The 12,285-nt window shown below is 63.5% G+C and carries 16 protein-coding genes and 1 riboswitch; of the genes, 15 read left to right on the plus strand and 1 reads right to left on the minus strand.

What is annotated here, in order from left to right; translation table 11 throughout:
- Positions 1-69 precede the first annotated feature (69 nt).
- The 10 genes from rpe (at position 70) to hisF (ending at position 7,564) form a co-directional block, all read left to right on the plus strand.
- On the plus strand, positions 70-738 hold the full coding sequence (gene rpe, locus PV760_RS10685) for a ribulose-phosphate 3-epimerase (protein ID WP_018778645.1): 669 nt from the start codon (positions 70-72) through the stop codon (positions 736-738).
- A gap of 83 nt (positions 739-821) precedes the next feature.
- Positions 822-978: riboswitch (FMN riboswitch) on the plus strand.
- 89 nt (positions 979-1,067) lie between these two features.
- Positions 1,068-1,760 (plus strand): nicotinamide riboside transporter PnuC, encoded by a 693-nt coding sequence (pnuC, locus tag PV760_RS10690; RefSeq protein ID WP_354627702.1) that lies wholly within the window; start codon positions 1,068-1,070, stop codon positions 1,758-1,760.
- Complete coding sequence (gene ribD, locus PV760_RS10695) at positions 1,757-2,896, plus strand: bifunctional diaminohydroxyphosphoribosylaminopyrimidine deaminase/5-amino-6-(5-phosphoribosylamino)uracil reductase RibD (protein ID WP_354627703.1); 1,140 nt, start codon at positions 1,757-1,759, stop codon at positions 2,894-2,896. Before pnuC ends, ribD begins: the two co-directional genes overlap by 4 nt.
- Positions 2,896-3,525 (plus strand): riboflavin synthase, encoded by a 630-nt coding sequence (locus PV760_RS10700; protein ID WP_039240817.1) that lies wholly within the window; start codon positions 2,896-2,898, stop codon positions 3,523-3,525. Before ribD ends, PV760_RS10700 begins: the two co-directional genes overlap by 1 nt.
- Positions 3,522-4,217, plus strand: coding sequence for a 3,4-dihydroxy-2-butanone-4-phosphate synthase (gene ribB / locus PV760_RS10705; protein ID WP_018778641.1), 696 nt, complete (start codon positions 3,522-3,524; stop codon positions 4,215-4,217). The genes PV760_RS10700 and ribB overlap by 4 nt, the downstream gene beginning before the upstream one ends.
- Positions 4,214-4,921: a GTP cyclohydrolase II gene (gene ribA / locus PV760_RS10710; protein WP_039240819.1), complete on the plus strand. Its 708-nt coding sequence runs from the start codon at positions 4,214-4,216 to the stop codon at positions 4,919-4,921. Before ribB ends, ribA begins: the two co-directional genes overlap by 4 nt.
- Positions 4,922-4,939: 18 nt before the next feature.
- A complete protein-coding gene (gene ribH, locus PV760_RS10715) occupies positions 4,940-5,425 on the plus strand; it encodes a 6,7-dimethyl-8-ribityllumazine synthase (RefSeq protein ID WP_018778639.1) in 486 nt (161 codons plus the stop codon).
- 106 nt (positions 5,426-5,531) lie between these two features.
- Positions 5,532-5,795 carry a phosphoribosyl-ATP diphosphatase gene (locus PV760_RS10720; RefSeq protein WP_018778638.1) on the plus strand — a complete coding sequence of 88 codons (264 nt, stop codon included), beginning with the start codon at positions 5,532-5,534 and terminating at the stop codon, positions 5,793-5,795.
- An 87-nt stretch (positions 5,796-5,882) separates the two neighbouring features.
- Entirely contained in the window at positions 5,883-6,743 is an 861-nt protein-coding gene (gene hisG, locus PV760_RS10725) for an ATP phosphoribosyltransferase (protein WP_018778637.1), read from the plus strand.
- A 44-nt stretch (positions 6,744-6,787) separates the two neighbouring features.
- Entirely contained in the window at positions 6,788-7,564 is a 777-nt protein-coding gene (gene hisF / locus PV760_RS10730; RefSeq protein WP_064722914.1) for an imidazole glycerol phosphate synthase subunit HisF, read from the plus strand.
- A 74-nt stretch (positions 7,565-7,638) separates the two neighbouring features.
- Here the strand turns inward: hisF and PV760_RS10735 are convergent, their stop codons facing one another.
- Positions 7,639-8,283, minus strand: a complete 645-nt coding sequence (locus PV760_RS10735; protein ID WP_018778635.1) for a TIGR03085 family metal-binding protein — start codon at positions 8,281-8,283, stop codon at positions 7,639-7,641.
- Between the two features lie 90 nt (positions 8,284-8,373).
- Between PV760_RS10735 and hisI the strand changes: the two genes are divergently transcribed.
- The 5 genes from hisI (at position 8,374) to trpC (ending at position 12,253) form a co-directional block, all read left to right on the plus strand.
- Positions 8,374-8,790, plus strand: a complete 417-nt coding sequence (hisI, locus tag PV760_RS10740; RefSeq protein WP_018778634.1) for a phosphoribosyl-AMP cyclohydrolase — start codon at positions 8,374-8,376, stop codon at positions 8,788-8,790.
- A gap of 59 nt (positions 8,791-8,849) precedes the next feature.
- Positions 8,850-10,430 (plus strand): anthranilate synthase component I, encoded by a 1,581-nt coding sequence (locus tag PV760_RS10745; protein ID WP_354627704.1) that lies wholly within the window; start codon positions 8,850-8,852, stop codon positions 10,428-10,430.
- Complete coding sequence (locus tag PV760_RS10750; protein WP_018778632.1) at positions 10,427-11,026, plus strand: Trp biosynthesis-associated membrane protein; 600 nt, start codon at positions 10,427-10,429, stop codon at positions 11,024-11,026. The genes PV760_RS10745 and PV760_RS10750 overlap by 4 nt, the downstream gene beginning before the upstream one ends.
- Before the next feature lie 133 nt (positions 11,027-11,159).
- Complete coding sequence (locus PV760_RS10755) at positions 11,160-11,432, plus strand: HGxxPAAW family protein (protein ID WP_018778631.1); 273 nt, start codon at positions 11,160-11,162, stop codon at positions 11,430-11,432.
- Between the two features lie 2 nt (positions 11,433-11,434).
- A complete protein-coding gene (trpC, locus tag PV760_RS10760; protein ID WP_200942190.1) occupies positions 11,435-12,253 on the plus strand; it encodes an indole-3-glycerol phosphate synthase TrpC in 819 nt (272 codons plus the stop codon).
- Positions 12,254-12,285: the final 32 nt, after the last annotated feature.

A 12,285-nucleotide genomic window follows, 5' to 3' on the forward strand; every position in this document is an offset into this window, starting at 1 on the left:
CCCGGCTGCGGTGGAACCATTTCTTCGCTGCAGCCGTACCATGACCCATACCGACCCGAAGGGGCTGCCTTGTCTCAGTGCTGTATCAACCCGAGCATCTTGTCCGCGGACTTCGTCAACCTTGAGGCGGAGTTGCAGAGGATCAGCAACGCCGACGCCGTCCACGTCGACGTCATGGACAACCACTTCGTACCCAACCTGACGCTCGGATTGCCGGTGGTACAGCGGATTCAGGCCGTAAGCCCCGTTCCGCTGGACGCGCATCTGATGATTTCCGACGTCGACCGCTGGGCGCCTGCCTACGCAGACGCCGGCGTCGCGTCCGTGACGTTCCACGCCGAGGCCGCCATGGCCCCGGTGAAACTGGCCCGTGAACTGCGGGAACGGGGATCCAAAGCAGGCATGGCTTTACGGCCTGCGACACCGGTAGAGCCCTACCTGGACATGCTCAGTGAGTTGGACATGCTGTTGATCATGACGGTGGAGCCCGGCTTCGGCGGGCAATCGTTCCTTGACATCACCCTGCCCAAGATCCGCCGCGCCCGTGCTGCCATCGAGGGTTCGGGCATTGCTGTAGCGATCCAGGTGGACGGCGGCATTACGGAGGAGACCATCGTCCGGGCTGCTGAGGCCGGCGCCAACGTCTTTGTTGCGGGCTCGGCTGTCTACGGTCACGAGGACCCGGCTGCGGCGATCGATCGGCTGCGTGCAGCAGGCCAGGCCGCGACGGCGGCCTAGGCCTTTACGCCGTCACCGGATATTACGAAGATGGCCGGGAATAGCCTGGTCATCGCTCTGGTTATGGCACAATAACAACACACATACGTGCTCCGGGGTCGGTGTAAGTCCGAACCGGCGGTTATAGTCCGCGACCCGCGAGCCACCGATGTCCTGAGCAATCCGGATAGAGATGGCGGACGGTTGAACCGGTGGAATTCCGGTACCGACAGTTAAAGTCTGGATGGGAGAAGCACGTACAGTCATGCCGTGGGCGTTCCTTCAGTGACGCCCGGCATTGCGCTGTCGTACACCCCCGGAGTCATCGCGGCTTACTGGGAAGGAACGGCATGGATTTTCTGCGATGGCTCTTCGAAGCACAGATCCCCGTTGGAGGATCTGCTCTTGTCTTACGCGAAGTGCTTGGAAACATCTTTGGGTTACTCAGCGCCCTCGGCGGAATGCGCCGGAAAGTCTGGGCTTGGCCGGTAGGAATCATCGGCAACATCCTTTTGCTCACCGTGTTCCTCGGCAACGTATTCGGTGCTGCTGCGCCCGCAACCCTCTGGGGACAGGCCGGCCGGCAGGTGATGTTCATCGCCGTTGCACTTTATGGCTGGTACCGGTGGCGTCAAGGCCGGCAGTCGAGCACCCAGGGCCGGGCCGTGGTCCCCGGCTGGGCCGGTAACAAGGTGCGCCTGATTCTGATCGGCGCGATGGTAGCCGGTACTGCGGCCCTGACGCCCCTGTTTGACGCCCTCGGCTCCTACCCACCTGTGTGGGCAGACGCCTGGACCTTCATGGGCTCCCTCCTGGCCACTTACGGCATGGCCCGGGGATGGACTGAATTCTGGTTGATCTGGGTTGCCGTGGACATCGTGGGCGTGCCTCTGCTGTTCAGTGCCGGCTACTACGCCAGTGCTGTGATGTACCTGTTCTACGGGTTCTTTACCCTGACCGGATTCTTTGTGTGGTGGCGGGCCGAAAAGCGTGAGCGTGGCGCTGTTCAACCACTTCCGGCGCCCGCAGGAGCCGTGCGATGAGCGCGCAGGCCGTTGAGTTTTCGGCTACTGAAAAGGCCGCCATGGACGCAGCTCTCACCGCCGCCCTGGCTGGCCCGCGAGGAGCGAATCCGCTGGTTGGTGCAGTGATCCTCGGCGCGGAAGGCGAGCAACTTGCCACCGGCTACCATCGCGGTGCCGGGACGGCCCACGCGGAGGCCGACGCCATCTCCGAAGCCCGGCGCCAGGGAATCGACATCAAGGGCACCACCATGGTGGTCACCCTGGAGCCTTGCAACCATGTAGGCCGGACAGGTCCCTGTGCCCAGGCCATCATTGCAGCCGGCATCGCAAAGGTGATCTACGCAGTCGACGATCCGCACGACCCCGCCGCCGGCGGTGCCAAGACGCTGCGCGCGGCAGGAATCGATGTCACGTCCGGGCTCGGCTACGACCAATCCCTGGACTTGAACCGGGAATGGTTCGACGCCGTTGCCGCCAAACGCCCGTTCGTCACCTTGCATATTGCACAGACCTTGGACAGCCGGATCGCTGCGGTTGACGGCACCAGCCAGTGGATCTCCAGCGCAGAGTCGCTGGCAGACAACCACGCGTTGCGGCGCCTGATCGATGCGATCCTCGTAGGGACCGGAACCGTGCTCATCGACAACCCCCGGCTGACGGCGCGCACTCCTGACGGTGAACTTTCCCAGCGCCAGCCCGTCCGGGCAGTCATGGGCCTGCGGGATGTCCCGGAGGGGGCAGCGGTACGGGGAACCGACGGCCGCTTCAGGCATCTGCCAACCCGGGATCCTTCAGAGGCCCTGGGCATGCTCTTCGAAGAGGGTGTCCGGCATGTGATGGTCGAAGGGGGTTCGAGCATTCTGAGTACCTTCCTTGCGGCGGAGTTGGTGGACGAGTTGATTGTCTACCTGGCGCCGACCCTGCTGGGGTCCGGTACTCCGGCGCTGAACGACTTGGGTATCGGCACGCTCGCCGAAGCCCAGCACTGGGCGTGGGACGAGGCATCAGGGGGTCCGGTACGGACCCTCGGCAACGACCTGCGGCTCCATCTCCGGCCGGCCGGACGTGCTGCCAACACCACTAAGAATTCGATTCCGCAGAAGAATATGGTTTCACGCAGTGACGCCGCGGAATATGTCACAGGAGGACACTGATGTTTACCGGAATCGTTGCAGAACAAGGCACTGTCCTGGGTATTGAGCATGACGGCGATGCCAGCGCAACACTGCGCTTGAAGGCCCCCACCACTACCGGGGACCTGCCGTTGGGCGGCTCCATTGCCGTCAACGGTGTCTGCCTCACGGCCACCCGCATTGATGGACAGGACTTCAGCGTCGATGTCATGGGCGAGACCCTGACGCGCACCACCATCGGGGAATTGGCTGCGGGCGACACCGTGAACCTGGAACGCTGTGTTCCTGCCGGCGGACGGCTGGATGGCCACGTCGTGCAAGGCCATGTTGACGGCGTGGGGGAGCTGCTCGAGCGCGAAGCGCTGGGTAACTGGGACCGCTTGCGGTTCGGCGTCCCCGCCCCGCTGGCACGCTACATCGCCGAAAAAGGTTCCATCGCCGTCGACGGGGTATCGCTCACGGTGACCGCCGTCAGCGCGGCTTCCGAAAAGGACGCGTGGTTCGAAGTCGGCCTCATCCCCACCACGCTGGAGGAGACGGGCCTGGGAGCGAAACCGGTTGGCGGGCACGTCAACCTGGAAGTGGATGTCCTGGCAAAATACACCGAACGGCTTCTGTCGTTCGCTCCGCGGCAGGAGGGCACCCGATGAGCGCCCCCACGACCCCGCAGCCGGCGACGTCGCAGCGTCCGGGCCTGGACTCCGTGGAATCCGCCATCGCAGCCATGGCGGCCGGGCGGGCCGTCATTGTGGTGGACAACGAGGACAGGGAAAACGAAGGCGACATCATTTTTGCCGCTGAACATGCCACCCCGGCCCTGATGGGTTGGACCATTCGATATTCCTCCGGCGTCATCTGTGTTCCGTTGGAAGGCCAGCGGGCCGACGCGCTGATTCTGCCCCCGATGGTCGAAATCAACGAAGATGCTAAGGGTACTGCCTATACTGTTTCCTGTGACGCTGCGGTAGGAGTCAGCACGGGTATTTCTGCCACGGACCGGGCTCTGACGGCCCGGATCCTGGCGGACCCGAGCAGCACTCCGGCGTCACTCACCCGCCCCGGGCATATTTTTCCGCTTCGGGCCGTTAAGGGGGGAGTGCGAGAACGTCCGGGACACACGGAAGCTGCCGTGGACTTGTGTCGCCTGGCCGGGCTCGCCCCGGTGGGTGTGATCGCAGAGTTGGTACATGACGACGGTGAAATGATGCGCTTGGACAGCCTGCGCGGGTTCGCCGCTGAACATGGATGCCCCCTCATCTCCATAGAGGACCTGGTGTCGTATGTTGAGGCGACGGAGTCCCGGGCGGCGCAGGTTTCACGGGTAGACGAGGAGAAGCGATGACCGCATCGACAACACGCAGCAGTGAGCACACGGAGCCCGGTCCGCACCCCGTAAGCGGGGGACCGATCGTCCAGTTGCCGACGGCCTTTGGTGAATTTGTGGCGCAGGCGTGGACGGATCATGTCACGGGGGTTGAACATCTCGCGGTCAGCTCGCCCAATCCGCCCAAGGGCGGCCAGGCACCCTTGGTCAGGCTGCACTCTGAATGCCTGACCGGAGATGTGTTCGGTTCCTACCGCTGCGATTGCGGTGAACAGCTTGCCTTCGCCCTGGAGCTCATCCACCGGGAAGGCGGCACGCTGCTCTACCTGCGTGGACAGGAAGGGCGCGGCATCGGACTCGCCAACAAGATCAAGGCCTACGCCCTGCAGGAAGCCGGTTTTGACACTGTCGAGGCCAACGAGCAACTGGGCCTGCCGGTCGATGCCCGTTCCTACAGCGCAGCGGGTCAGATCCTTGCCGAAATGGGCCTCAACGAAGTCCGGCTGTTGAGCAACAACCCGGACAAACAGCACCGCCTGGACAAAGCCGGGGTGACTGTCGTGGAGATGGTGCCTACGGAGGTGCCGTCCCGGGAGCAGAACCTTCGGTACCTGCAAACCAAGAAGGACCGTATGGACCACCGGCTGACGCTCGACGTCGAGCCGGTCAGCAACGGCAAGAAGACAGCTTCACCCCAAACCTCAAACAGCAACCAAGACTGAACGGATCCCCAGCACACCATGAGCGGACACGGCGCGCCCACAATCGACCTCACTACCCTCAACCCTGAAGAAACCTCGCAGCTCAAGCTCGCCATCGTGGCCGCGAGCTGGCACACCCAGATCATGGACGGCCTGGTGGACGGTGCCCTGCGTGCCGCGAAGGAAGCAGGCATCGCCGAACCCACCCTGGTGCGGGTTCCAGGCAGTTTTGAATTGCCGGTTGCAGCCGCCCGGCTGGCACCGCACTTTGACGCCGTCGTGGCCCTGGGCGTTGTTATCCGTGGCGGAACCCCGCACTTTGACTACGTTTGCCAGGCCGCGACGTCGGGACTCACCGATGTCAGCGTCCGCACCGGAGTGCCGGTGGGCTTCGGCGTACTCACCTGCGATACGGAACAACAGGGCCTTGACCGGGCCGGCCTCCCGGGTTCCCAGGAAGACAAGGGCCACGAGGCGGTCACCGCTGCCCTGGCCACCGCCGTGACGCTCAAGCAATACAGCTGATTCCAGCGCGAACGGAGGGGATGTGAGTGTGTGTTCACTCACATCCCCTTCGTCATGCAACGCCCCAACAAGCGGCGCCGGGCCCGGAGCAAGTAGTCTGGAGGGCGTGAAGAATTTCGAGACGCTGTTCGCAGAACTGAGTGAGAAAGCAGCGACCCGTCCGGCAGGCTCGCGCACGGTAGCCGAGCTGGACTCCGGAATCCACGGCATCGGCAAGAAGGTGGTCGAAGAGGCCGCCGAAGTCTGGATGGCCGCGGAGTACGAATCGGACGAGGCCGCTGCTGAGGAAATCTCCCAGCTGCTGTACCACCTGCAGGTCCTCATGCTCGCCAAGGGCCTCAGCCTGGAAGACGTTTACAAGCATCTCTAGCCACGCCCCTCCGCACGCATTTCAAGCGGAGTCAGCCGCGTGGCCGATGTGCCTGAAACCTCCATTCCAAAAAGAAAGTCTCTCCCAATGCTCCGTGTAGCAGTCCCCAACAAGGGATCCCTGTCCGAAGCCGCCTCGGCAATGCTTTCCGAGGCCGGCTACCGCCAGCGCCGCGACTCCCGCGAACTGGTGATGGTTGATCCTGACAACGACATTGAGTTCTTCTTCCTCCGTCCCCGTGACATCGCCGTCTATGTAGGCCAGGGAACCCTGGACGTTGGCATCACCGGCAGGGACCTCCTGCTTGACGCGAAGGTGGAAGCCGAAGAGTTGCTCCCCTTGGGCTTCGCGCCTTCGACATTCCGTTTCGCCGGCCCTGTTGGTGACTTCACCGGCGTCGAGCAGCTTGAAGGCAAGCGGCTGGCCACAAGCTATGACGGCCTCCTGCGTGACTACCTCGCTGAACGCGGCGTCAACGCCACAGTGGTCCGTCTCGATGGGGCCGTGGAATCATCCGTCCGCTTGGGCGTGGCCGACGCTATTGCCGATGTCGTGGAAACCGGCAATACCCTCAAGGCCGCCGGCATGGAGATCTTCGGCGACCCCATCCTGAAGTCCGAAGCCGTCCTGATCCGTCGTACGGGCTCCGCTGGCGCAGCCAACGGAACCGCGAAGGAAATCGACATCCTCATCCGCCGCCTTCAAGGCGTTCTGGTTGCGCGCCAGTACGTGCTCATGGACTACGACATCCGCAAGGACCTTGTGGAAGACGCCGCGGCGCTGACTCCCGGACTTGAATCGCCCACGGTCTCGCCGCTTCGCGATTCCGAGTGGGTAGCCGTGCGGTCCATGGTCCCCAAGAAGGAAACCAACCGCATCATGGATGAGCTTTACGACCTCGGCGCGCGCGCCATCCTGGTCAGCAGCATCCACGCCTGCCGGATCTGACCCACACTGACCGACTAGAGCCCAGCAGAACTGAGGAGCAGCACATGGCTGTAGCCGTACGCGTCATTCCATGCCTGGACGTGGACGCCGGCCGCGTCGTCAAGGGTGTCAACTTTGAAGGCCTTCGCGACGCCGGAGACCCGGTGGAACTCGCCCACCGGTACGACAACGGCGGGGCAGACGAACTGACGTTCCTGGACGTCACGGCGTCGTCAGGGAACCGCGAAACAACGTTCGACGTCGTTCGCCGCACCGCAGAGGAAGTGTTCATTCCCCTCACCGTGGGTGGTGGCGTCCGCGGGGTGGCCGAGGTGGACAAGCTCCTGCGCTTTGGTGCGGACAAGGCGTCCATCAACACAGCCGCCGTCGCCAGGCCCGATGTCATCGATGAAATTACCCGCCACTTCGGCTCCCAGGTCCTGGTGCTCTCCGTCGACGCGCGCCGGACCCGGGAAGGCGACACCCCGACGTCGTCCGGGTTTGAAGTCACCACGCACGGCGGCCGGACCGGTACCGGAATCGATGCCATTGCCTGGGCGAAGGAAGCCGCGGACAGGGGAGTGGGGGAGATCCTGCTCAACTCCATTGACGCCGACGGCACCAAGGACGGCTTCGACCTTGAGCTGATCCGTTTGGTTCGGGCAGCCGTGAATATCCCGATTATCGCCTCGGGCGGTGCCGGTGCCCCGGAGCACTTCCCGCCCGCTGTACAGGCTGGGGCTGACGCTGTGCTGGCCGCCTCGGTGTTCCACTTCGGTCCGGATGACATGATCGCTCAGGTCAAGGCCGCGATCCGCGAGGCCGGCTTCGAAGTCCGCTAGGCAACGCAAACGCGGGGTCGCTGATGGCCATCACCCCTTGCGGGATGGGCCATCAGCGACCCCGCGTTGCTTGGTTAGAGGCCGATGTCCGCTGACTGCAAGAGCGCGACGGCGTCCGGCTGGCCTTCGAAGGTGACCAGGGCCTGGTTGGTGCGGCCGTGGGCGTGCATGAGAAGCTCGCCCGGCTCGCCAACGATGGCGACGGATACGGGTGCGCGCTTGGCCACGTGCCGCGGCCCCGTGGGCCTGACAAGGACGATGCCGAGGTCCACGCCGCGGTACAGGAACGCTGCACGCTTGATGAGGTCATTCCAGAGTGCATCCGAATAGGCCTCGTCCAGTGCCCTCGGCGCCCACCTGTCGCCAGCGCGGCGGATGTCCTCGGTGTGCACGAAGTACTCGATGAGGTTGGAGGTCTCGTCCAGCGCCTTGATCTTCAAAGGAGAGAAAGCGGGAGGCCCGGAGCGGAACGTCTTGACGAGGTCCGCGTACGCGTCCGTGGTCTTCAGCTGGGAGGCCAGCTTGGAGGTGGCTTTTTCCGATGCCTTGCCCAGACTGGGAATCAACAGTCCAAGACCGACAGCGATTTTCCGCTCCCGCAAGTACAAATGCGCGGCAAGGTCACGGGTCCGCCAGCCTTCACAGAGCGTGGGGGAGTCAGGCCCGGCCGCCAGCAGGGTTTCGGCCAGTACTTCTCGGGAGGGATCGACGAAATGCATCACTTGTGAAACTAGCACGATCGGAGCGCTCTTGCGCAGTGGAACCGCCGCAGAACCGCCAGTCCCGTCAAAGGCACTAGACTTGATCTGATGTCAGAGCAGTCCGCCCCCAGCCCCTCTCCCGCCGTGGAGCTTTCCAGCGACCCCGCGGGTCCGTTGCCGCAGGAGATCGCGGACGCTCTCAAGCGCGATTCCGCTGGCCTGGTTGCTGCTATTGTGCAGCAGCACGACACCAACGAGGTCCTCATGCTCGGATGGATGGATGACGAGGCACTGCACCGCACCATGACCACCGGGCGCGTCACGTTCTACTCCCGCTCCCGCCAGGAATACTGGCGTAAGGGCGACACTTCCGGACACGTACAGTTCGTGAAGTCCGTCGCCCTTGATTGCGACGGCGATGCCCTCCTGATCCGCGTGGACCAGATCGGCGCAGCCTGCCACACCGGAACCCGGACCTGCTTCGACGGTCGCGACTTTACAGTCGTTACGGGCCACCGCGACTAAGGCACCCAGCACTTACCACTGACGCACCACCTCATACCAAAAGGCGGAGAACAATAGCCATGCAGGACCTTGGAATCATCAGCCCGGGCCTGGAAGAGTTCCGGGAACTCGCCGTCCACAGCCGTGTCATCCCCGTGCGGCTCAAAGTCCTGGCCGATGCAGAAACCCCCATTGGCCTTTACCGGAAGCTCGCCAAGGGACAGCCCGGCACCTTCCTCCTGGAATCAGCAGCAGTAGGCGGGGCCTGGTCGCGTTATTCGTTCATCGGTTCAAAGTCCCGCGCAACCCTGACCACCAAAGACGGCCAGGCACACTGGATCGGTGAGCCGCCCGTCGGCGTGCCAGTTTCCGGGAACCCGGTGGAGGCCGTACGCGACACGATTGCCGCACTGCAGACCGATCGTTTCGAGGGCCTTCCACCCTTCACCTCCGGCCTGGTCGGCTTCCTTGGCTGGGAATCCGTGCGCCACTGGGAACGCCTGACGTCCCCACCAGAGGACGACCTGCAGTTGCCGGAGATGGCGCTGAACCTGGTCACCGACATGGCGGTTCATGACAACGTCGACGGCACTGTCCTGCTCATTGCCAATGCCATCAACTTCGACGGCAGCAGCGAACGCGTCGATGATGCCTGGCACGATGCCGTGGCCCGAGTGCAAGCGCTCTTGGACCAGATCAGCACGCCCGTTCCCCAGCCTGTTTCCGTTTTGGACACGGCAACCCTGGACTTTGCCTCAAGCGTGCAGGAACGCTGGGAGGAAGCGAAGTACCTGGAAGCCATCGACCGTGGCAAGGAAGCGATTGTTGACGGCGAAGTGTTCCAGGTGGTGATTTCGCGCCGCTTCGAGATGGAATGCGCCGCAGATCCCCTGGATGTCTACCGCGTTCTGCGCAACACCAACCCGAGCCCCTACATGTACCTCTTCAGCCTCGAAGATGCAGACGGCCGCGAGTACTCGATTGTCGGGTCCTCGCCGGAAGCGTTGGTGACGGTGACCGGTGAGGAAGTCATCACGCACCCCATCGCCGGTTCACGTCCCCGAGGGAAGACTGTAGAGGCCGACAAAGCCCTGGCCACAGAGTTGCTAGCGGACCAGAAGGAACGCGCGGAACACCTGATGCTGGTGGACTTGTCCCGTAACGACCTTTCCAAAGTGTGCGTGGCCGGGACAGTCGATGTCACCCAGTTCATGGAAGTGGAGCGCTTCAGCCACATCATGCACCTCGTTTCAACTGTGGTGGGGCAGCTTGCTCCCCACGCCAAGGCATACGACGTCCTCAGGGCAACCTTCCCTGCAGGTACGTTGTCCGGCGCCCCGAAGCCCCGTGCGCTGCGGCTCCTCGATGAACTCGAACCGCACCGCCGCGGCATCTACGGTGGCGTGGTGGGCTACCTGGACTTCGCCGGTGACATGGACATGGCCATTGCCATCCGTTCGGCACTGCTCCGTGAGGGCCGCGCCTATGTGCAGGCCGGCGGTGGAATCGTGGCCGATTCGCACAAGCCTTCGGAAGCGCTCGAAACGGTAAACAAGGCAGCCGCGCCGCTTCGCGCCGTGCACACCGCAGGCTCATTGCAGAACATTGCGGTGGACGCCGGCCGGGCCGAAGTTCCCGACGACGGGACGCCTGCCTCGTGAGCGCCGCCGCATCCGCACTTCCCGCCAGGACTTCACCGCGCTGGGCCCGTAAATCCACACTGGTGCTCGCCGCGGTCGTGCTGGCCCTCGCTGTCTTCGGAACCACCACCCAGACCTGGATTGAAGTGCAGCTTGACCCCTCCGGTGTATCCAGCAGCAACCTCCAGGTTCCCGGAAACAAGGCTGCTACCGCAGTCACGGCTCTGGCCTTGGTGGCCCTGGCCGGTGGCCTGGCGGCATCCATTGCAGGCAAGGTGGCGCGCTGGATTATTGCGGTCATCATTGCTTTGTCCGCGGTAGGGATCATCCTGGCGGCCACTACCGTGCTGACTGATCCGCTCGGCGCAGCGCAGGGTGCCATTGCAGCTGCGACGGGCCTTGCGGGTGGACAGGCGAGTGTCGCTGCGACGGCCTTCCCCGTAGTAGCCATAGTTGCCGGGGCGCTGCTGGCAGTGGTTGCGGTGGGCTTGCCGGTGGCCGGGCGTTACTGGAAGACCCGCACCAAGTACGACACCAATGCCGTCAGGAATGACGGCGAACCGGTGGATGAGATCGACAGCTGGGACAGCCTGTCGCGCGGCGAGGACCCTACGTAGGTAGCCGGGAGCGGGTTTCGCGCAGCTTCATTGCGACTTTGCCGCCACCGTTGCCCCGGACGTCGGTCCATGTCCCCGGCTGACGTCAATAAATGGCAGAATGTAAGCAGTATTCATCCTGAGGAGATTTCACATGAGCAAAACCACAGTGTCCGCAAACCAAACTGAATCCACCATGGCCAGCCACGCTGACGCCATCGGTCACGGAAACAGCCCGGCTGCCTGGACCTGCGTGATTGTCATGCTGGTTGGTGCCTTGATTTCCTCCATCGCTTTCGTCATCGCCAGCACGCCGATCTTCGTCGGCGGCCTGGTTGTCATGGTTATCGGCCTGATTGTTGGCCTGGTTATGCGCAAGGCGGGCTACGGAGTGGGCGGCAGCAAGCTGCAGAACAACGGCCACTAATCGTGACCGTTCTTGATGACATCATCGTTGGCGTCAAGGAGGACATGGAGGCCCGCCGGGCTCAAGTGTCCCTCGAGGAGCTAAAGGACCGCGTCGCCGGTGTTGCACCTGCACGGGATGCCTGGGCGGCCCTGGGCGGACCCGCATCCGACCGCAACGACCTCAAAGTCATCGCAGAGATCAAGCGCCGCAGTCCGTCGAAGGGCGACCTCGCTTCCATCGCAGACCCCGCATCGCTCGCAGTGCAGTACGCGGACGGCGGCGCCTCCGTCATCAGCGTGCTGACCGAACAGCGCCGCTTCGGCGGCTCGCTGGCCGACCTCGATGCCGTGCGTGCCGCCGTCGAAACGCCGTTGCTCCGCAAGGACTTCACAGTTGACGAGTACCAGATCTGGGAAGCCCGTGCCCACGGTGCCGACCTCATCCTGCTCATCGTCGCAGCGCTGACCGACGCCGAACTCGTCCGGTTTAGTGCCTTGAGCCATGAACTGGGCATGAGCGTGCTCGTGGAGACCCATACCGAAGAAGAGATCGAGCGGGCGGTTGCGGCCGGCGCCAGGATCATCGGCATCAACGTGCGCAATTTGAAGACGCTCGACGTCGACCGCTCGGTTTTCGGTTCGCTGGCCGGTTTGATTCCGGCCGGGGCAGTCGTGGTCGCGGAGTCTGGCGTCAGGGGTGCCGACGACGTCGCGCATTACGCAGCCAATGGCGCCAATGCCATCCTGGTGGGCGAAGCGCTGGTCAGCGATTCAACCCCGCGTGAACGAATTACCGAATTCAAGGCAGCAGGAGCTGCCGCCATCGCCGTCAGGAACTGAGGCAGTTACTGAACTACGGCGAGCAGTCATGA

This window comes from Paenarthrobacter sp. CC6 (genome assembly GCF_040560085.1).
Classification (GTDB): domain Bacteria; phylum Actinomycetota; class Actinomycetes; order Actinomycetales; family Micrococcaceae; genus Arthrobacter; species Arthrobacter nicotinovorans.

Coding starts and splice junctions, on each gene's coding strand:
- ribD (WP_354627703.1), top strand. CDS start 1,757: ATGAGCGCGCAGGCCGTTGAGTTTTCGGCTACTGAAAAGGCCGCCATG.
- ribB (WP_018778641.1), top strand. CDS start 3,522: ATGAGCGCCCCCACGACCCCGCAGCCGGCGACGTCGCAGCGTCCGGGC.
- ribA (WP_039240819.1), top strand. CDS start 4,214: ATGACCGCATCGACAACACGCAGCAGTGAGCACACGGAGCCCGGTCCG.
- pnuC (WP_354627702.1), top strand. CDS start 1,068: ATGGATTTTCTGCGATGGCTCTTCGAAGCACAGATCCCCGTTGGAGGA.
- hisG (WP_018778637.1), top strand. CDS start 5,883: ATGCTCCGTGTAGCAGTCCCCAACAAGGGATCCCTGTCCGAAGCCGCC.
- hisF (WP_064722914.1), top strand. CDS start 6,788: ATGGCTGTAGCCGTACGCGTCATTCCATGCCTGGACGTGGACGCCGGC.
- PV760_RS10735 (WP_018778635.1), bottom strand. CDS start 8,283: ATGCATTTCGTCGATCCCTCCCGAGAAGTACTGGCCGAAACCCTGCTG.
- ribH (WP_018778639.1), top strand. CDS start 4,940: ATGAGCGGACACGGCGCGCCCACAATCGACCTCACTACCCTCAACCCT.
- hisI (WP_018778634.1), top strand. CDS start 8,374: ATGTCAGAGCAGTCCGCCCCCAGCCCCTCTCCCGCCGTGGAGCTTTCC.
- PV760_RS10755 (WP_018778631.1), top strand. CDS start 11,160: ATGAGCAAAACCACAGTGTCCGCAAACCAAACTGAATCCACCATGGCC.
- PV760_RS10745 (WP_354627704.1), top strand. CDS start 8,850: ATGCAGGACCTTGGAATCATCAGCCCGGGCCTGGAAGAGTTCCGGGAA.
- PV760_RS10700 (WP_039240817.1), top strand. CDS start 2,896: ATGTTTACCGGAATCGTTGCAGAACAAGGCACTGTCCTGGGTATTGAG.